Origin of the sequence: Paenibacillus sp. UASWS1643 (assembly GCF_008693195.1) — a bacterium.
Taxonomy (GTDB): domain Bacteria; phylum Bacillota; class Bacilli; order Paenibacillales; family Paenibacillaceae; genus Paenibacillus; species Paenibacillus amylolyticus_B.
This window is the reverse complement of record NZ_VXKZ01000112.1, coordinates 23587-43054: the sequence shown is the minus strand read 5'-3', so window position 1 is coordinate 43054 and position 19468 is coordinate 23587. Positions and strand designations below refer to the sequence as shown.

Sequence of the window (19468 nt, the reverse complement as noted above, 5' to 3'; positions counted from 1 at the left end):
AAAATAATTTGACACAATAGTTTCCTTTTGGTTACTATGATTCTTATAAGAAACAGTGTTACCAAAAATGGTCTCATGCTCATTTTTTTTTGGAGTTAAGATAACATTGTTTCTTTAAAAAAACAACGTATCATTTAATGCTCTTTGGGTGGAAAAATCGTAACCGTGGCGTGCAATTTCTATTTCTGTGCCAGGCTCGACGGAGATAACTCTCTCAACGTGAGTGGTACAGGGGGAGAACGTCTCTGTCGATGCGAAGGACACGCCGGAACATGTAGTGGCAGTTAACTGCACGCTATGACAAAGGACAAGAGAAACACTATTAGGAGGATTAATATGTCAACAGAACAAAAACAACGCAAACGATCCACTGGTCAACAAATTCGTAGATGGAGCCTGACCCTGTTAGGGGTAATTGTGCTGGGAATCATTGTATTCCTGCTAATACCCGCCCCGGTAGAACCCGCTCTTTGGTCTGCACCTACTGCTCCTTCTTTTGAGAAGGAGGGTCCCTGGAAAGAGAACAACAAACTTAGCTCCGCTGAATTGGTTACAGACCGCGCGAAGTTCCCTGAATTTATCACTTTTGATAAAGAAGGGCGACTGTATGCGGGTGACTCCGACGGCAAAATCTACAGAGTAACCTTTGACGCCGAGGACAAGGCACAGCCAGCAGAGGTATTCGCTGATACCCACGGAACACCTAACGGCCTGAAATTTGATGCTGCCGGAAATTTGATTGTGGCGGATATTCAGAAAGGGCTCCTGTCCATTGACCCGAACGGAAACATCGAAGTACTAACCACTGAAGTAGATGGGGGGCCAATCTACCTGGCGAACGAACTGGACATCGCGCAAGACGGATCGATTTATTTCTCCGATACCTCTAACTATGGCAAAGTCATGTTCAAAGAAATTGCCGAGAATAAACCGCATGGACGATTGTTGAAATATGATCCACTGACCAAGCAGACGACCGTTCTGCTTAAGGATTTATATTTTGCCAATGGGGTCGTACTGTCTGCCGAGGAAGACTTCGTGCTAGTCGCAGAATCGTATCATTATCAGTTGACCCGGTACTGGTTAAAAGGCCCTAAACAAGGCACCTCTGATATTTTTGCGGAGAATCTGGCTGGGTTTCCGGACAATATAACCCGTGACGCACAGGGACACTTCTGGGTAGGGGTATTCACAACCCGTCTGTCTTTTGCCGATTACATGCATAGTCACCCTTGGTTAGCAGCGACGATGTCCAAAGTTCCACAGTCCTTGTTAAATGGAGCCAGTGCCCCGGTGAAACACGGTCTTGTTGCAGAATATGGACCAGAAGGAGAGCTTATTAGTAGTTGGCATGATCCGGAAGGAACATTGTATGGCATCACCACGGCCGTAAGCCAAGGGAAATATTTATATCTCGGAACCGCACCGGGAGGAAGCCAAGGGGTTCATCGGGTGCCTTTGAAACCGTAAGGATTGTTATATTCTTCTACCTCATTCCAACTTTAGGCATCCCAATAGCAGCTCACTCCAGCAGGAGGGGCTGCTATTGAATTTTTCTTCGTTTACAGTCCAATCAAAAAAACCGCCTGTAAAGCAGGCGGCTAACAATCTCTATGAATTAACGTGCCGCGAATTTGCGACGAGCGTATCGGAATATGATGCCGTGTTTCGGTGACAGCAGCAGTGCAAGAACAAATAAAATTCCAGCAACAGCTACCATGCAGCCCGCGATGGAAGCATCCAGGGCGTATGCCATGATGTAACCTCCAACCGAGGATGCTGCTCCGATCAAGACGGCATACAGAATCATTTTGCCCAGACGATCTGTGAGCAGGTAAGCCGTTGCCGCAGGTACAATCAGCATACCCACCACGAGAATCGAACCAACACTTTCAAATGAAGCTACGGACGTCATCGATACGAGTCCCATGAGCAGATAGTGGAACAGCACTACTGGAATGCCGCAAGCCGCAGCCAGCGCCGGATCAAAGGCACACAGCTTGAACTGTTTGTAAAACAGCCCAATGACGACGAGGATGACCAGCAAAGTGATACCCAGCATCCAGACTGCTCTCGGTCCAACATCCGTCCCCCCAAGGGTCAGCGTATCCCACTGCACATAAGCGATCTCCCCGAACAAGACACAGTCCAGATCCAGATCGATGTGCTGAGCGTTTAGACTAATCAGAATGACGCCTACTGCGAAGAGTGCAGTAAACACAATTCCGATTGAGGCATCAGACGAGAGTCCTCCCGCCTGCAAACTCTGTATGAAGAACACCGTCAGTAGTCCAAACACCGTTGCACCAAGTAGCATCCACAATGAATCCCTGGAACCACTCCACAGGAAAGCAATCGCAATACCGGGGAGAACCGCATGGCTAATCGCATCACCGACCAGAGCCATTCGCCGCAGAATCAGAAAACAACCGAGGATGGCGCAGGCAGAAGAAACCAGTACGGCCGTCAAGATAATCCAAAACGTTGCCATTACATCTCCCCCCGTTCCTGCTGATTTCGCTGTGTGGCGAGGGTCTGAAGTGTGGCTCGCTCTTCACGCATATATGCTGACTTCGCCTGAATACTGCGCAACCGCCTGGCTAATAATCCACGACGTGGAGCCAGCAAGGCTGATCCGGCAAACAATACCGTAGCCGCAAGAACGGTTACAGGACCTGTTGGCAGATTAGGTACAAGTGTGCTGAAGATGGTTCCTGTTGCTCCACTCAATGCACCAAATATGCCTGCCAACACCACCATCAGTGCGAGTGAGTCGGTCCAGCAACGTGCCGCTGCTGCCGGAGTTACCAGCAAGGCTGCAACAAGCACCACACCAACGGCCTGAATCCCGGCCACCACCGCGATTACCGTCAAGAGCAGAATAAGCTGCTCCAACATGGCAACTGGCAGTCCCATACCTCGTGCAAATCCCGGGTCAAAACTCACCAGTTTGAATTCCTTGAACCAAGCCAGACAGGCGATCAGTAGTACGAGACATACGCCCCCCATGATATACACATCCGTCATGACCATGGATGCCGCCTGCCCAAACAAATATTTATCGAGTCCGCTTTGACTTCCGCTCGCCCCATGCTGGATGCGCGTCAGCATCACTACACCAATCCCGAAAAATACGGTCAGCACAATTCCCATCGCCGCATCCTGCTTGATCCGGGAGTAGCGTGTAATCCATGAGATTCCGAAGGTAGCGACAATGCCAGCCACCAGAGCACCGAACAGGAATAATCCGACCGACTTCGTTTCCGTCAACATAAATGCAATACAGATCCCAGGCAGAGCAGCATGAGCAAGGGTGTCCCCCATCAGACTCTGCTTACGAAGGAAGGTGAAGGAGCCAATAATTCCACTACTGAATCCAAGTAACAGACAGCCAAGCAATATCCAACGTGTATTGGGGTCGGACAAGATGGCAACGATCCAGTTCCACATGTACTACACCTTGCCTTTCTCCGTCCGGCTTCCGATCATGGCAATCCGGCCTCCGTACGTCTCTTGCAGTGTATCTGGTACAAATACTTCGCTCGTCGGACCACCTGCCACCAGTCGTCCATTGAGCAAAAGCACATGGTCGAAGTATTCCTCGACTGTCGCCAGATCATGGTGAACAACCAGTACTGTCTTGCCTTGTTTCTTCAACTGTTCCAAAAGCGAAATGATCGCTTTCTCTGTTGTGGCATCGACACCTGCAAATGGCTCATCCATGAAATACAGATCTGCGTCTTGCACGAGTGCCCGCGCCAGAAAGACACGTTGCTGCTGTCCACCGGACAGCTGACTGATCTGGCGGTACATGTAATCGCCCATGCCGACTTGCTCCAGGCAGTGTGCCGCCAGGTCCCTCTCCTTTTTCCCCGGACGACGGAACCAGCCCAGATGACCATAACGTCCCATCATGACCACATCGAGTGCATGCGTAGGGAAATCCCAGTCCACCGATTCACGTTGGGGTACATATCCAATACGACGACGTTGTTCCCGGTACGATTTTCCGAAGATCCGTACCTCACCATGCATCTTCGGTACCAGTCCCAGAACAGCTTTGATCAGGGTTGATTTCCCGGCGCCATTCGGTCCGAGAATTCCGATAAGCTGCCCTTCAGGGATATCGAAGGATACACTGCTAAGCACCGGCTTTTTGTGATACGCAACAGCCAGATCCCTCACACTAAGAGGAGCCGATGTTGGCTGCGTTCCCTGCAAGTGACTATTGTTCAGTTTCGTAGGAGTCTGTTCCAATAAAGTTGTATCTTCCATAATCCTGTAACTCCTCTCTTCATGTGATTCATTATTTCAGAGCTTCTACAATCGTCTCAACATTGTGGCGAATCATACCGATGTATGTGCCTTCTTCCGTTCCCTCAGCCCCCATGGCATCCGAGAACAGTTCTCCACCAATGCTGACCGTATGTCCTTTTTGAGCGGCTCCGGCAATGATGGCTTCCATTGCTTTTGCAGGCACACTCGATTCAACAAATACGGCTTTGATATGGTTATCTACGAGATAATCCCGCAGTTCGCTAACATCTTTTGCACCATATTCAGCTGCTGTACTGATGCCCTGAAGCCCCATCACTTTCATGCCATAAGCCTGACCGAAATATCCAAATGCATCATGCGCCGTAACCAATACCCGGCTTGCTTCCGGAATCTCCAGAATCTTCTCACGGACCTCGGCATCCAGTGCTTCGAGCTTCGCCAGATACGCCTCTGCCTGAGCTTTGTATTCTTCCGCATGGTCCGGGTCCGCCTCCACGAGCGTATCGCGTACGGCTTCTGCCGCATGCATCCAGTGGCTGACGTTAAACCAGACGTGTGGGTCATATTCCGTGCCGCCTGTATCTTTGCCTGAGTGTAATTCCTCGACTGGAATGCTCTCTGTAACGGCTGTAACCAGCTTGCTTGAGGACATTTTCTCCAAAATGTCTGTCATTTTGCCTTCGAGATGTAGTCCATTATAGAAAATGACTTTTGCTTGTTCCAGCTTGCGAATATCACCTTGGGATGCCTTGTACAAGTGGGGGTCAACGCCCGGGCCCATGAGCCCGGTAACATCAACATATGCTCCGCCTACCTCACGTGCTACGTCAGCGATCATGCCTGTTGTAGCGGTTACTTGTAGCTTGCCGCCGCTGCCAGTCTCTGCATCACTTGAACATGCCGCAAGAACAACAACCAGAGCCAGAGTTGCTAGTGTTATGAACCCCCTCTGAATGCTCCTCATCTTCACCTTTAACAATTCAATCGTCCCCTTTCCCTCTCCTAAAAGTATTGTCCACATCTAATTTTTTTGTACAAGGTATTAAGTTTTAATCAAGACTAATAATGTTTCCCTTGTGCAAATTTTATCCGAAGCCAAAAAAAAAGGCAAGGGATTATTTCCCCTGCCTGTCCAAATATATTTAATTCACTTCATAAACCTTTCGGTCACGATGTTAAAAGAGCTAACTTCCGAGACGTTCTTTTGCATTACTCTTTGTCTTTCCCTTCGTCTTTCTTACCTTTCGGCGTTCCATCGAGACCATACACTTCATCATATGCATCGAAAATTTTCCGTGCTATTGGTGAAGCACTGACTGACCCGAATCCACCTTCTGGTACAACAACAGCGACAGCAAGCTTCGGATTATCTCGTGGTGCAAAGGCAATAAACACACCATTCTCTTTTTTGTTCGGTCCGGTCCCCTGCTCTGATGTTCCTGTTTTCCGAGCATAATCGTAAGGGAAACCGTCAAATGAACTTACTTTGGTAACCATTCCTTTGTGCACTTCATTCCAGTGCGCATCGGCAAAATCAACTTCATTGAGCACTTTAGGTTTGATCTCTTTCACCACATTGCCGTCCGCATCACGGATTTCCTTCACCAGATGTGGTTCCATCCGCTTGCCCTTATTGGCAAGCATGGTCGTGTATTGGGCGAGTTGCATGGTGGTGTACTTGGCTTGTTGTCCAAATGAGGCAAACGCCAAACGTGTTAGAGCTGATTCGTCTTTATTTTTATATTCTAGCCTACCCAGAAATTCATTAGGCAGATCTACACCAGTGGAAACACCCAAGCCAAATTCCTGCATGTGTTTGTGCCAGACATCGATGCCTTTCTCTGAGCCATAATTACGTAACAAACGTTTACCCACCATATCAATCATGAAGGCATTGGAGGATTTCTCAATCGCTCTTCTCGCCGTAATAGAACCATTATAAGCAGAATGCGAGTTCTTCACTTGTCGTCCGTCTTTCCCCAAAACCGCATATCCCTGATCGTGATAGGTCTCTCCTGGTGTAAATAATCCCTCTTTTAATCCAATAAGCACACTTAGCGGCTTGATTACTGATCCAAGAAGTACAACGGATTCCGCCCGACTAGGCTTGTCATCATTCGGTGGGAACGACTCGGTGGTTCCATTCCGGAACACATATTTGATTTTGTCATAATCCCAATCGTTCGGATCATAATCCGGCATACTCGCCATAGCCACCACATTCCCCGTATCCACTTCCATAGCTACTGCGTATCCGGTAATTGCCTTAGGGAGTCTTCGCAATTCGTCCGTTATTGCTTCTTGTGTGGCCATCTGAATTTCCTTGTTAATGGTAGAAACCAGACTGTAGCCTTTCTCCGGTGGTGTTTGTAACATCGTTCCATCTGGCAGATTACGTGCGTCAATATCAATGGACTGATATCCGCTTCGTCCACGGAGTTCTTCCTGGTATTGCAGCTCAAGCCCATCGAACCCAACCTTCTCTTCTTCATGATAGACAAGCCCTGGATCACGCTGGGTACTTGCCCCTTCACGGATGGCCTTATATTTGGCAATGGAATCTGGTGCACGTTTGAACTCTCTGGTGTAACCCACAACCTGAACCGCTACGCCATCCGGGTCATATTTTCTTATGTTTTCTTCCAGCACCATAACGCCCGGATAATCCGCTTTTTTCTCCATGAAAAAGGCAATTTCTTTGGTCGATAGATCCGACTTCACCAGCCGCGGCACATATCCAAATGTTTTCTGGTAATCCAGATCCAATCGTTTGATGATCTCTTCCGCATCCGGCTGCTCTTTGTCCCCTGGATTAAACTGCTTAAACACAGCCGCCAGATCATGAGCCAGTTCCTCTGCTTCCTGTCTACGTTCATCATTCCGATAATCCTCATATAACAGCACATAGAGGGACTGTACAGGTTCGGAATAAGCCAGCGCGACTTCCCCTGTCGCATCATAGATGGGACCACGAACAGGTGCGAGTGGAATGTCTTTGGTATTACGACTCGTTTCCATATACGTCAGTTCAGGACCCTCCACAAATTGCACAAAGGCTAATCTGAAAATAAGGATACTGAATATGACAAATGCCGCGAAAAAAAACAGATTCAGCCTTGCGGTGGAAGGCTTGTTGACGGGTGTATCGTCCTCAGTCATGGGTTTCTTCCTCAATCGGTTAAACATGTTTTAAGCCTCTCCCGTTCCTCTATAAAAATAAAATATTTAATCCGTCTTGTGAACGTGTTCAATCCAAAAATTTAATCCTTTCTCATACAAGTCTACCAAAGGTTAGCTGTCACGTCTTTCAATATTTGGTTACATTTTCGTAAACAGAAACGTTGCACTACCCCATCTACCGATTTCAATGTAAACACTGACATATCAACGTTATCCCGTTCTCCGGATCGCGTTTACCCTTCCCTTATATAAACGTGATACAGCTCATATGGTTACATATTAATGCAACTAATTAGTTCACTCTTACGATCATTTTCCACGTAAAACAAAAAAGAGGACCCACGAAGGGTCCCCTCTGTAACCAATGCCTCACATTACTGTGTGCCTGCTTCCGAATCTGAATCTTTATTTTTGTCTTTCTTCGGTACACCGTCGAGACCAAATTCCTCGTCATAGGCATCGAAGATCGCACGTGCAACCGGAGCCGCACTGCTCGATCCAAAGCCCCCTTCGGGGATAACCACAGCGACAGCAAGCTTTGGATTATTACGTGGTGCATAGGCGATAAATACACCATTATCCACCAGTTTACCGCCTACTACCTGTGTCGATGTCCCTGTTTTTCTGGCAAAGTCATAAGGGAATCCGCTAAAAGCAGATACCTCGGTTGCCATGCCTCGTTGTACTTCATTCCAGTAGGCATCGTTAAACTCTACCGTGCTGAGTACTTTCGGTTTTACTTTCTCGACTACGTTGCCTTCCGAATCCCGGAACTCTCTAACCAGTTGTGGCTCCATCCGCTTTCCTTTGTTCGCCAGCATTGTCGTGTACTGTGCTAACTGCATGGTTGTGTATTTTCCCTGCTGTCCAAAGGAACCATACACGAGACGAGTCAACGAGCTTTCCGTTTCGTTCATGTAATCCCGTATACCCAGGAATTCATTCGGCAGATCAACCCCTGTAGATACCCCAAGGCCGAACTGCTTCATGTATTCATCCCATTTGTCAATTCCGGTCGCACCGTATTTTGAGTACATCTTCTTGCCAATCTCATCAATCATGAATACGTTCGAGGAATGACGAATCGCATCATGCGGGCGCATCGCACCGTACACATGCCCTGATGAATTCTGGACTCTGCGGTTGTCCCCACCAAAGGTCGTTGAACCTCTATCCGAATATACGGTATTTGTAGTGAAGAAACCTTCTTTCAAACCGATCAAGACACTAAGCGGTTTGATGGTGGAGCCAAGTAGCACGATCGATTCAGCTCGCTTTTTAGAGTCATCCGGAGGGAATGAACGAATCGTACCATTTTGATACACATATTTGATATCATCATATTGATCATTTGTGATACTGCCTGTTCTCCAGATGTTGGTATCATAATCAGGCATACTGGCAGCAGATACAATTTTCCCGGTATCCACTTCCATCGCAACCGCAAATCCGGTCTTGGCATTTGGATGTAATCGACCGGATACCTGATTCCGATGAAGCCAACTCAACTGATCCAGAATGGCCTGTTCCGTTTTTACCTGAACGTTCTTGTTAATGCTGGATATCAGGTCGTAACCTTTCTTCGGCGGGGTAGAACCAGCCACACCTTCAGGCAAGTTACGCAAATCAACATCAACGGATGTATATCCGCTTTTGCCGCGGAGAGCATCCTGATATTGCAGTTCCAGTCCATCAAAGCCTACAAATTCATTCTCCGTATACACCAGGCCCGGATCCGTTTGCGTTTTATTGGCCTCGTCCACCTCTTTGTATTTGTCCAAGGACTTCGAACTTCTGAACTTCTTCAGATAACCGATGGTCTGAACCGCTACCGTATCCGGATCGTAGAATCGTACACTCTCCTCGACGATCTGAATACCTTTGAACTCGTCCTTATGTTGCAGGAAATAAGCGACTTCTTCCTCGGACAGATCACTCTTGATCAGACGCGGCATAAAACCGTTCGCTTTGCGGGAGTTCAAGTCCATCTCTTCAATAATTTTCTCCACTGTAAGTGACTCTGAATCCTTCAGCTTGTACTGTTCAAATACATCATGCAACCGGGTTGCAATATCCTGCACTTCCCCTATGTTAGGATTTGGTTTCCCATCAACATCCCCATAGTTTTTATACAGCGTCAAGTATAGCGACTGAATGGGCTTGGAATAAGCCAGCTTCACTTCACCTGTGGAATCATAGATCGTGCCTCTTACAGGAGGAAGCGGCACATCCTTGGTAATGTTACTGGCTTCTTCCTGACTAAGCTCCGGCCCTTCCACGAATTGCAAAAAGGCCAAGCGTACAATAATAACGCTAAAAATAACAAAGGAAGCGAAGAAAAATACGTTCATTCGGTAACTGAAGCGCCGTTTGTCCGTAAGTTCATCCTTCTCATTGGAATGCTTTTTCATCCATCCTACCTCTTTCATGACTTGATGCATACCGCTCAAACTGATTCTTCGCGGCATGATAACCTGGCAACGTCGTCATATTCCGGACCCTTGTCCGTTGTATTTCTAAGCTGATTGATCCTTTAGATGGGTGTCGGCAAAATTCGGAGGATTAAACCAGTCTCCACTGATCGCCCATGTCGGGTCAAGCGGAACCCAGCTCTCGGAATCACTCAAATACACCTCATTCCACGCATGCGGACCGTACCCTCCCTGGCCGTTATAACCAAGCCCTGTAACAACTTTGACTTCAAGTCCTTGTGAACGGGCCATCACCGCATAGAGACGGGCATAATCAATACATACGCCTTTGCGTGTATCAAATGTATTCTGTGGATTCTGTTCATGCCATATGCCCTTTTGCTCATAGTCATCCACTTTACCATAGTCATACTGAATACGTGAACCTACCCAGTCGTATAGCGCTCTTGCTTTGGCTTCATCTGTCGATTGGCCTTTGACAATCTCACTCGCGGCTGATTCAATATCTATCGGAATATTATGGTCAATGACTTCATATTTGCGTTGCAGGATGCCGCCGAGTTCCTTCTGCACAGCCTGCGTAAATACGGGTAGCTTGTCCTTGATAAACGTGCCAGACAACGGTTCGATAACCGATTTGGCCCCTTGCATATAGATCGGAGATGCTTCCACATACCGGCTGAACATGCTCCCGGGGTAAAGACTGACAATCATGAACAAGACCGCAATGACAATCATTCCGCGGACGGAGCCTATGATCGTGCCAATGAATGCACCCGTCAACCGACTAAACATACCTTTAGGCGCACTTTCCTCGGCTGACCCCTGCCTGCTGCTAAAAATAAATGAAGAGAGAAACCCGAGAATCAGTCGGATGAGTCCATAGCTTAATACAAATAATACAGCGAACCGCATTAGTGGAAAATCTGCAATCGCCGTAACCAACGTATAATACATCTGTTCCCACCGGTTCAACTCACGATTAGGCATGGCAGAAGCATACTCAGACAGCCACTGCTGTACATATGGTGCAAGCCACAATGTTAAACCGATCGACAACAGAATACCAATGACCGCCATAATGCCATCCATCAGGAACCCAAAGAGTCTGCCTGCTGAACGCGAAGCCCCTCTGGACCAACCCTGCAATAATGAAGCAGCCACAATCAGCAACAGCATAATCGTGATGCCATTCAATTCCTTCAGGCTGTCCAGCCAATTCTGCAGCACGTACCGATTCCCCCTTTACTACGATGCTGGTGCTGTTTTGTTCTCCTGTGCCTGTTCGACAAACGTACGTATAGTTTCATTGTCGAGTTTCCATTCGCCAAGTGAAATTCCGCGGAAGGTCACATCAACTTTATCCGATTGAGTTCTGCCCTTAATCTCCACATTGGGACTTGTGATGGTGAACGCTCCATCCTGTCCTTTGACGTATTTCGCTTTGGAAGCCTCTTTAAGCATCATGCTGGTTGCTTCCTTCTTCAATGTGTCCATCGTGCTGGATTGTACGTCTGTCACTGTCTGTTTGATCTGATCAATGGAGATGCCGCTGTATATCAGTAGAGCCGCAATAATGATGATGGCAATCGCCCATTTCAATACGGTTTTGACCACATTCAGAACAAAGAACAATATGATCAATGCAACCACGATCACCAGCCAGTTCTGCATCACAAACTCTTTGATTACTTCTATGTTCATGACTACACCTTCCGTATTAGAATTCATTTGTAACACTCCCGAATATTATACATGATTTCCGAAGCTGCTGTCAGCTAAGCCCTCTCCCTTAAAAATAAACGGTCTAAGTTCGTCCCGCCGGGCGTACAAGTAGTACCATGAGGTTCTGCCGGGCGAACGGGGAACACGTTCAAGACCTGTAGTTTGAACATGCATCGCTTAACAAGGAGGGGCTTATGTGAAAACGGCCATCTGGCTATACCTGTTTTTGTTCCTTGCTGTATTTGATCTGCACGCCCAGTATCCCATTCTGACCCCTTTTGCCATCTCGCTGGGAGCCGCCCCTACCTTCATTGGCTGGATGATGGGCATCTATTCCTTAACACACCTTCCTGGCAATCTGATTGCTGGAACACAAATCGATAAACATGGCAGTCGCCGCTACATTGTATTCAGTCTGCTCGGTGCAGGATTCATCCTGCTCCTGCAAGCCTATGTCCAGACACCATGGCAACTGCTGGCGCTGCGTTCCATCAGCGGTTTTGTACTGGCCTTCCTGTCTCCTGCATGTCTCGCCCTGCTTGCACAGTTATCCAGCGATCCGGTGAAACAGGGGAAGTATATGTCAGGTCACGGGGTAGTGCATACCCTCGCATCTGTGGTATCGCCAGCAGCCGGTGCGATCATTGTGGGTTCCATGGGATTCTCTGCTACATTTTCAGGCTTGGGCTATCTGCTTATCCTCACAGGTGTCATTGCTTTCATGACGATGCCCCGCGGTATCGTCAAACAGCATGAGAAAGTAACGGAACCTGCCAAACCTGACGTTTCACCAGCAGATGCCACAAGTGCATTCCTGCCGGTGTCCTGGCGATACTTTGCCTTGCCTCTGGTGATTGCCTGTGCCCAAGGGATTCTCTTCTTCGAATTACCCCTGCGGGGCGGAGGACAATCGTCCATCATGTCTACCGGACTGCTGTTCTCTATAATCAGTATTGGGGCACTCTTCACCCTCAGCATGTTATTCCTCAACCGGTATTCCCCCAAGCTGCGTCTGGTTGCGGGCGTACTGTTAATGTCCTTGTGTTTTTTTGTGATGGCAGCCATTCCGCAGGTTCCGTTGTCCACCGTATTATTTGTACTTGGGATGTCCAAAGGCATCATCTTTCCAGCTATGGCAACCCTATTTATCCGTCTGAGCGGAGGAAGCAAGTTGGGCCGCATTTTCTCGCTGCAATCCATTGCCACCTCCATCGGCTCTTTCATCGGCCCCATCACAGCCGGGCAACTTCGTGTCGGGTTATCACCCTATTTCATCGCGTTTCTTTTGTTAATGATCGGTATGCTACTGCTTCCATACTATACATCCAGACGCGAAGCATCCCTGTCCGACCCGAAAAGTATAATGAATTAAATTCCTATCAGACTCTGTCTCCTTACCATTATGGCATCAATTAGGCGAGTATTTTCATTAGCTTTGCATCATTCCCCCATTTACAGCTAAACTATATAAAATGGACTAACGTTTTACACGTTGATAAAAGCTAACTGGGAGATCTATTTCACAATCACCGAAGGTTTTATCTTATTGAAGAGCATCATTAAGGTTGAACAATGAGCCAAAAGTAGTGAAGGGGACGGAATCGATTCTGAAGAAGCGATAGCGTTCGCCTTTGTCTCCAAATATTACCTTTATAAAAGCAAATCAGAAATATATGGAGACAACAGCGATCGGAAGAACGATCCGTAACCGGAACGGCCACTGCAAGCTATTACTTCCCTAATGATGCACTTATGAAATAAGACCTCAAACTTGATGGGTTGTTCTATCCAGTTAGCAGTCGTGTAAAGAAAGGAGTCCATTTTATATAATCAGTCGATTTTCGCTGCAACATTTCCCGGGGAATGTCGACATAAGCTCTCGAACAAGAGGTGAATATCATGCCTATTCATGTCATTGTGGAAGGTAAGAATGATCGAAGCAAACTGAAACGTCTGGTTGGACCCGAAATCAACATTTTATGCACGTTTGGAACGCTTAATTCACTTAAGCTGGAGACATTGCGCAAACAAGTCGGATATGATGAAGTTTATTTATTTATGGATAATGACAGTTCCGGCAAAAAAATTAGAGGTGTACTTCGGGATGCTTTCCCGGATGCAGTACAGATGTATACAAGACGAGGATATGCGGGTGTGGAAGGAACACCTGATGAGTATATCATTGCCCAGCTGGAAAAGGCCGGGTTAGAGACATACATCCAATACCCTGAACATCCTTCCTATTAAAATGAAATACCAAAAGGCTGCCTTTGGGTTGGTATCCAACCTGAAGGCAGCCTTTACAGTATGATGATCAGATGATTATTCCTTGATCAGATTACGAATATCCTCGGCAATGACAGCTGGCACAACGTCCTCTGTATTAAATGCGTTATATACCTTGCGCAGCTGGTTGTTCTCATCCACCAACCCGATCATGTTCATATGGGCAAAATCGTCCTTATTCTCCCCTTCGATCAGGATCTGGAATGAATCCCTGGCCAACTGTTTGGTTTTGTCCATATCCCCTCGCAAGAAGTACCATCCGGAATAATCCGCGTGGAAGCGGTCCGCAAACGTCTTAATCTTCTCTCTTGTATCGACTTTCGGGTCGAATGAAATGGATACAAATGAGACATCTTTACCGAAGGTGTCGTCCTCTTTCAACAGATCCTGCACCTGAGATAACGTAAACGTTGTAATCGGGCAGACATCCGGACAACTGGTGAAATAAAAGTAGAACAATCGGACTTTCCCTTGAGTATCCTCCAGTGATACCGTACTGCCATCTACATTTTCCATGGAAAAGGATTGTATTTCACGAATCTCGGGTAATTTTTCCTTACTGGCAAATACGGTGCCCCACATCAGATACACAGCCATTATCAGTGCGAGCCCGAGCAGCATCCATGTCCATTTGTACTTTTTCAGCATCTTCCTCGTCCCTTCTGTATCTTCTCTTATGAATACGCATACATATGTGAACCCAAAATCACGTTTGTTTCGCTTCATCCATCTACTGTGACATATGTATTCAAAGAAACCTACTTATTATGAGATTCTATATTATTGTAACGGTTAAAAGGAACAATGCCCATAAATTATTTTAGCGTTATATATCATTCGAATAGTATCGTACGTTCTCTGGCGCTTTTTCTCACTGTATCCGATATAAAGTTTATCATAGGAACTTCCAAAATAGTTTGACAAACTACGTACATTTATTGGGTATGTCACAGGAAATTGTCATAACTTTGAAATTGGGGATGTTTTGCATCCTGACAGACGGATATTATACACTATATATGGGTATCACCTAGATAGAGAAGTAATATGCCTTAGAACGATACACCACACAAAGGAGACGTTTATGGATACCTCTACACATTTTGTCATGGGGATTGGTTTAGCCGGTCTGGCTTATGTCGACCCTGTTGTCGCGGCTAGTCCCATGCTTGCAGCTGCGGTAATGGTTGGCACGATCGCCGGTTCCCAGGCCCCTGACATCGATACTGCGTTACGTCTCAAAAGCAATTCGCTTTACATTCGGAATCATCGGGGCTTGTCACACTCTCTGCCATTTCTCCTGTTATGGGTTATGCTCATCACCGGCGTCATTGCACTGATATTCCCTGGTGTCCCTATTGGACACGTTGCCACCTGGACCGCTGTGGCCGTAGGCTTTCACGTATTCACCGATCTGTTCAACACCTATGGAACCCAAGCCGCCCGGCCTTTTACGGAACGCTGGATCGCCTGGAACATCATTCATATTTTTGATCCGTTTCTATTCACTACACATGTCATAGCTATCCTGTTATGGGCCTTTGATCTGATCGCCCCTGCACCACTCTTCGTTACGTTGTATAGTTTGACCGGTTTGTATTATATATGGCGAACGATTGCTCGTGCACAAGCAGTCAGAAAAGTTAGACGTCTCGACAACAGCCCAGAGCAGGCAAGATACATCGTCATTCCAACGATATCCTGGAACCGCTGGCATGTGGTTAAACGAGTTGAGGACGGCAGTTATGTGATCGGTAAAATGGATGGTTCTAATCTGGTATGGAGTCTGCACGCCTCGTCTTCTACTCATGCCGCCGTTGCTGCTTCACGCAAATCACCGGAAGTCAGCGCCTTCCTCTATTTCACCTCCTATGCGGTGGCAGAGGTTGAAGAACTGCCTGCCGGTTACAAGGTCCGCTGGGCAGATGTACGTTATCGACACCGAAAACAATATCCATTTGTCGCTGTAATTGTGATGGATCGGAATTTTGAGACGATTGATACGTATGTAGGCTGGTTAAGCGATGAGAAAATGGATAAAAAACTTTTATCCGCACGCCCTTGACGAAGTGAGCATGGCAAGGCACAATCAGACATAGGAACTGACGCGAGAAAGCCCGGAGCGTTTCCGCTCCGGGCTTTCTGTTTATCCTGTTTTGTTGCTGTTGGTTAAAATAAATTATTTGCCAGACCCAGCCAGAGACTGCTCAGCGATTTGTACCAGACGTTTGGTGATATATCCACCCAAAGATCCTGTTTCACGGGAAGTGTAGTTACCATAGTAACCGTCTTGTGGGATAGTTACACCCAGTTCCTGTGCAGCCTCCATTTTCAATTGTTGCAATGCAGAATTTGCCTGAGGTACCACCAAGTTGTTAGAACGAGATCCTTGAGCCATATTTATAATCTCCCTTCAATCTGTGTCTGTAATGTAATTGCAAGCTTGCAAGATTATTATGGCTCGTAGGCTACAGGTTATACGGAGTTTTACTAAATTTGTAGATGGAGGTTTTTCCCAATGAGTAAAGGCTTATCCTTATGGTTCGCATTCTCTTCGATTATTTTGTTAACGGTTTCAGCAATTATGATCTCCTACTCTGGTTGGTTTGCTGCACTGATATTTGTCCTGTCCATTGCCAACATTGGCTGGGGATTCGTGATTCGCGCCAAAAAAGAACGTCAGGAAGTTCGCTCGGCTGCTTCAGAGCCCACTTCTTGAGCAGGTCATTTGATGGTTCAATAATGAACGCACAAATAAAGAGGAGTCCTTCAATAGGGCTCCTCTTTATTCATGTTAACTATTCAATGCGTGAAATATGAGGATCTTGTTCAGCCCTACTGTTTACGTTTCGGAACAAATCCCATACGTTCTTTCACTGCATCCAACGTTTGAGCTGCAACTTCTTCTGCACGGCGGGCTGACGTATCCAGAACATCCGCCAATTCGCCAGATTCACGAATCTCATTATATCGTTGTTGCAGCGGTTCAATCACAGATACAACCACTTCAGCCAGTTCCTTTTTGAACGGACCGTACATCTTGCCTTCATAACGCTCAGCTACTTCTTTAAGCGTCATACCTGCACATTCAGCGTAGATACTCATCAGATTGCTAACTTCCGGTTTGTTTGCCGGATCATATACGACTTCACGTCCCGAATCTGTAGTGGCACGGCTGATTTTTTTGCGAATCACATCCGGCGGATCCAGCAGGGCAATATAGCTGCCAGCGTTAGGGTTACTTTTACTCATTTTCGAAGAGGCATCGTCAAGTGACATTACCCGTGCACCCACCTGTGGGATATACGGATCTGGAATGGTGAAGTACTCCCCATAACGGTGGTTAAAACGCCCTGCTAGATCACGTGTCAGCTCCAAATGCTGCTTCTGGTCCTCACCTACTGGCACAAGGTCAGCATTGTATAACAAAATATCAGCCGCCATTAATGATGGATACACAAACAGTCCGGCACCAACGGAATCTTTACCGGATGATTTATCCTTAAACTGAGTCATACGCTCAAGCTCACCCATGGAGGTCAGCGTTGTCATCAACCAGCCCAGTTCCGCGTGCTGCGGTACATGGGATTGCAGAAATACGTTAGATTTCGACGGATCAATGCCTGCTGCAATAAACAGCGCAGCTACAGCTTCCGACTGTTCACGCAATGCTGCCGGCTCCTGAGCCACGGTGATGGCATGAAGATCAACCACCATGAAATGACACTGATAGTCATGCTGAAGTTTCACAAAATTTTTGATTGCACCAATATAGTTTCCCAATGTGAGCTTGCCGCTCGGTTGAATACCTGAAAGTACTGTTTTCATTGCACATAACGCCTCCCTGATTGTATATAAAAAAAACTCCTGCCATTCTCTGCGAACGCAAAAAGGCCCCACATCCGCAAGGGACGTGAGACCGTGGTGCCACCCTTATTCGCTTTTCTTCCATTGCTCCTGACCCTGAATCAAGTCAAGTCGAAGAAATGCCTTCATTGTTCCGTAACGTGGATTAAACGGCAGACTCTAGTGGGGCAAGCCCATCTCTGGCTTAACCTGTTCAAACCTACACTCAAGGGTCCATTCGGTACAGAGCTCACACCGGTTCACATCAACCACCGGCTTTCTGAAGAGGATTCTCTTGGCCTACTTATCCCTGTCATCGATTTCATGTCATTCAATTCTAATAAATGCTTTCAGAGTTCCATCTTAATGCGCACAGGCGCGAATGTCAAAATGAGTTGAACTTTTTTACCCGAGACATCAAAATCTGTTATGATGGAATTGCTTATCCTGCTGCCTTCTTCATACGAAACAGCGCAGGAAATAGCTGGCATGTACACAACGACACGCCTGCAGCAGTATCTTCATCACAACTGCTTGCAGACAGATTTCAAGTGGGAAAAGGAGCATCGATATGAAACAAGTGACCAAAGGCCAATGGAATGGTTACGACACGTATATCCTACATAGCCGTGAATTGGAAATCACCCTGCTGCCGCGTCTTGGAAATAATATTATTTCTATTCGCGATTTAGTGCAGGACAGAGATGTCGTCCGCCGTCCGGATGAAGACGATCTTGCCTTTTATCTGCAGAAGCCGTACCATTTTGGCGTTCCTCTCCTGATTCCACCAGGGCGCATTCATCGTGGACAATTCGAATATGAAGGTGTTCGTTACCAGTTCGATCAGAACACGGCGAATGACAACCATATTCACGGTCTCCACCGTACCCAATCCTGGTGTGTCAGTGACATTGAGGAAGATGAAGACGGCTGTGCAATTACGACTGAATTACTGACCGAAAATGAAGAGCATTGGATGGCTCAATTCCCGATTCCCCTGAAACTTGAGATGACGTTCAGTCTGCAAAACGCTGTATTTAGCCAGCGTCTGCGAGTCACCAATCTGAGCTCAACACCTGCTCCTTTTGGGATGGGATATCATACATGGTTTTTGTTAGACGGCAAACCTGCCGACTGGACACTGCAACTGCCTGTTTCCGGAATATACGGACAGAATGAAGAACAAATACCGACAGGTGAACTGGAATCCCTGGGTGAATGGTCTGCTCTGAACGAAGGCATCAACTTGCAGGGACGTAACTGGGATACCCTGTTGAAAGCTACCGAAGGGGAACCGGCTACGGCTTACTTACGCAGGCAAGATGGATATACCCTGAAATATTCAGCAGATGAAGCATTTTTCAAACACTGGGTTCTCTTTACCAAAGGTGAATCCGATCAGTTCCTGTGCATTGAACCGTACACTTGGCTCCCGGATGCACCTAATTTGGCTTTATCGGATGAACAGACGGGGTTGATTCGCCTGGAACCGGAACAGCCTGTTGAGCTATTTACACGTATTGAGGTTATACCTCCTACAGACTAAGCAAGCTGATCACTCTCTATGCTTTTAAGCATATCACCAACTATTTTGATATCCTTATACAACTTGCCGACCCGCATTGGGTCGGCTTTTTTATGTGATCTGTGCACCGATAATTACCCATATATTCCCTTACGCCATATCATGTATATTTCCTTATTCTCTAACCATACTAACA

Annotated in this window: 17 protein-coding genes and 1 other annotated feature; of the genes, 6 read left to right on the top strand and 11 right to left on the bottom strand. The window is 46.9% G+C overall.

All coding sequences use genetic code 11. The features are described from left to right. Positions 1-336: 336 nt before the first annotated feature. The gene (locus FE296_RS19440; RefSeq protein ID WP_150366044.1) at positions 337-1470 is read left to right on the top strand and encodes an SMP-30/gluconolactonase/LRE family protein; all 1134 of its coding nucleotides are present in this window, start codon (positions 337-339) and stop codon (positions 1468-1470) included. A 148-nt stretch (positions 1471-1618) separates the two neighbouring features. Here FE296_RS19440 and FE296_RS19435 read toward each other — a convergent pair whose 3' ends face one another. The 8 genes from FE296_RS19435 to FE296_RS19400 form a co-directional block, all read right to left on the bottom strand. Beyond that, positions 1619-2491: a metal ABC transporter permease gene (locus FE296_RS19435; RefSeq protein ID WP_036673312.1), complete on the bottom strand. Its 873-nt coding sequence runs from the start codon at positions 2489-2491 to the stop codon at positions 1619-1621. Beyond that, positions 2491-3450 carry a metal ABC transporter permease gene (locus FE296_RS19430; protein WP_150366043.1) on the bottom strand — a complete coding sequence of 320 codons (960 nt, stop codon included), beginning with the start codon at positions 3448-3450 and terminating at the stop codon, positions 2491-2493. Before FE296_RS19430 ends, FE296_RS19435 begins: the two co-directional genes overlap by 1 nt. 3 nt (positions 3451-3453) lie before the next feature. Continuing rightward, positions 3454-4275, bottom strand: a complete 822-nt coding sequence (locus tag FE296_RS19425) for a metal ABC transporter ATP-binding protein (RefSeq protein WP_223868953.1) — start codon at positions 4273-4275, stop codon at positions 3454-3456. 31 nt (positions 4276-4306) lie between these two features. Beyond that, the gene (locus tag FE296_RS19420) at positions 4307-5242 is read right to left on the bottom strand and encodes a metal ABC transporter solute-binding protein, Zn/Mn family (protein WP_124117463.1); all 936 of its coding nucleotides are present in this window, start codon (positions 5240-5242) and stop codon (positions 4307-4309) included. 245 nt (positions 5243-5487) lie between these two features. Beyond that, complete coding sequence (locus FE296_RS19415) at positions 5488-7464, bottom strand: peptidoglycan D,D-transpeptidase FtsI family protein (protein WP_124117461.1); 1977 nt, start codon at positions 7462-7464, stop codon at positions 5488-5490. Between the two features lie 368 nt (positions 7465-7832). Continuing rightward, positions 7833-9869, bottom strand: a complete 2037-nt coding sequence (locus FE296_RS19410) for a peptidoglycan D,D-transpeptidase FtsI family protein (RefSeq protein WP_124117459.1) — start codon at positions 9867-9869, stop codon at positions 7833-7835. Positions 9870-9974: 105 nt separating this feature from the next. After that, positions 9975-11120, bottom strand: a complete 1146-nt coding sequence (locus tag FE296_RS19405; RefSeq protein WP_150366042.1) for a transglutaminase domain-containing protein — start codon at positions 11118-11120, stop codon at positions 9975-9977. An 18-nt stretch (positions 11121-11138) separates the two neighbouring features. Then, a complete protein-coding gene (locus tag FE296_RS19400; RefSeq protein ID WP_174806458.1) occupies positions 11139-11621 on the bottom strand; it encodes an ATPase in 483 nt (160 codons plus the stop codon). Between the two features lie 190 nt (positions 11622-11811). Between FE296_RS19400 and FE296_RS19395 the strand changes: the two genes are divergently transcribed. Both FE296_RS19395 and FE296_RS19390 read left to right on the top strand, forming a co-directional pair. Next, positions 11812-12987 (top strand): MFS transporter, encoded by a 1176-nt coding sequence (locus tag FE296_RS19395; RefSeq protein WP_124117455.1) that lies wholly within the window; start codon positions 11812-11814, stop codon positions 12985-12987. Positions 12988-13514: 527 nt separating this feature from the next. Next, positions 13515-13862 carry a toprim domain-containing protein gene (locus FE296_RS19390; protein WP_091020792.1) on the top strand — a complete coding sequence of 116 codons (348 nt, stop codon included), beginning with the start codon at positions 13515-13517 and terminating at the stop codon, positions 13860-13862. A 75-nt stretch (positions 13863-13937) separates the two neighbouring features. Here the strand turns inward: FE296_RS19390 and FE296_RS19385 are convergent, their stop codons facing one another. Then, complete coding sequence (locus FE296_RS19385; RefSeq protein WP_124117453.1) at positions 13938-14549, bottom strand: SCO family protein; 612 nt, start codon at positions 14547-14549, stop codon at positions 13938-13940. 436 nt (positions 14550-14985) lie between these two features. Here FE296_RS19385 and FE296_RS19380 point away from each other — a divergent pair, with 436 nt between their 5' ends. Beyond that, positions 14986-15966: a metal-dependent hydrolase gene (locus tag FE296_RS19380; RefSeq protein WP_124117451.1), complete on the top strand. Its 981-nt coding sequence runs from the start codon at positions 14986-14988 to the stop codon at positions 15964-15966. A 114-nt stretch (positions 15967-16080) separates the two neighbouring features. Here the strand turns inward: FE296_RS19380 and FE296_RS19375 are convergent, their stop codons facing one another. After that, positions 16081-16299 (bottom strand): alpha/beta-type small acid-soluble spore protein, encoded by a 219-nt coding sequence (locus FE296_RS19375; protein ID WP_024634589.1) that lies wholly within the window; start codon positions 16297-16299, stop codon positions 16081-16083. A 120-nt stretch (positions 16300-16419) separates the two neighbouring features. On the opposite strand from FE296_RS19375, the gene FE296_RS19370 reads away from it, so the two are divergent. After that, complete coding sequence (locus FE296_RS19370; RefSeq protein ID WP_124117449.1) at positions 16420-16620, top strand: hypothetical protein; 201 nt, start codon at positions 16420-16422, stop codon at positions 16618-16620. A gap of 116 nt (positions 16621-16736) precedes the next feature. Here the strand turns inward: FE296_RS19370 and trpS are convergent, their stop codons facing one another. Next, positions 16737-17729, bottom strand: a complete 993-nt coding sequence (trpS, locus tag FE296_RS19365) for a tryptophan--tRNA ligase (protein ID WP_124117447.1) — start codon at positions 17727-17729, stop codon at positions 16737-16739. Between the two features lie 76 nt (positions 17730-17805). Further along, positions 17806-18073, bottom strand: a binding site (T-box leader). A gap of 245 nt (positions 18074-18318) precedes the next feature. On the opposite strand from trpS, the gene FE296_RS19360 reads away from it, so the two are divergent. After that, positions 18319-19293, top strand: a complete 975-nt coding sequence (locus FE296_RS19360) for an aldose 1-epimerase (RefSeq protein ID WP_150366041.1) — start codon at positions 18319-18321, stop codon at positions 19291-19293. Positions 19294-19468: the final 175 nt, after the last annotated feature.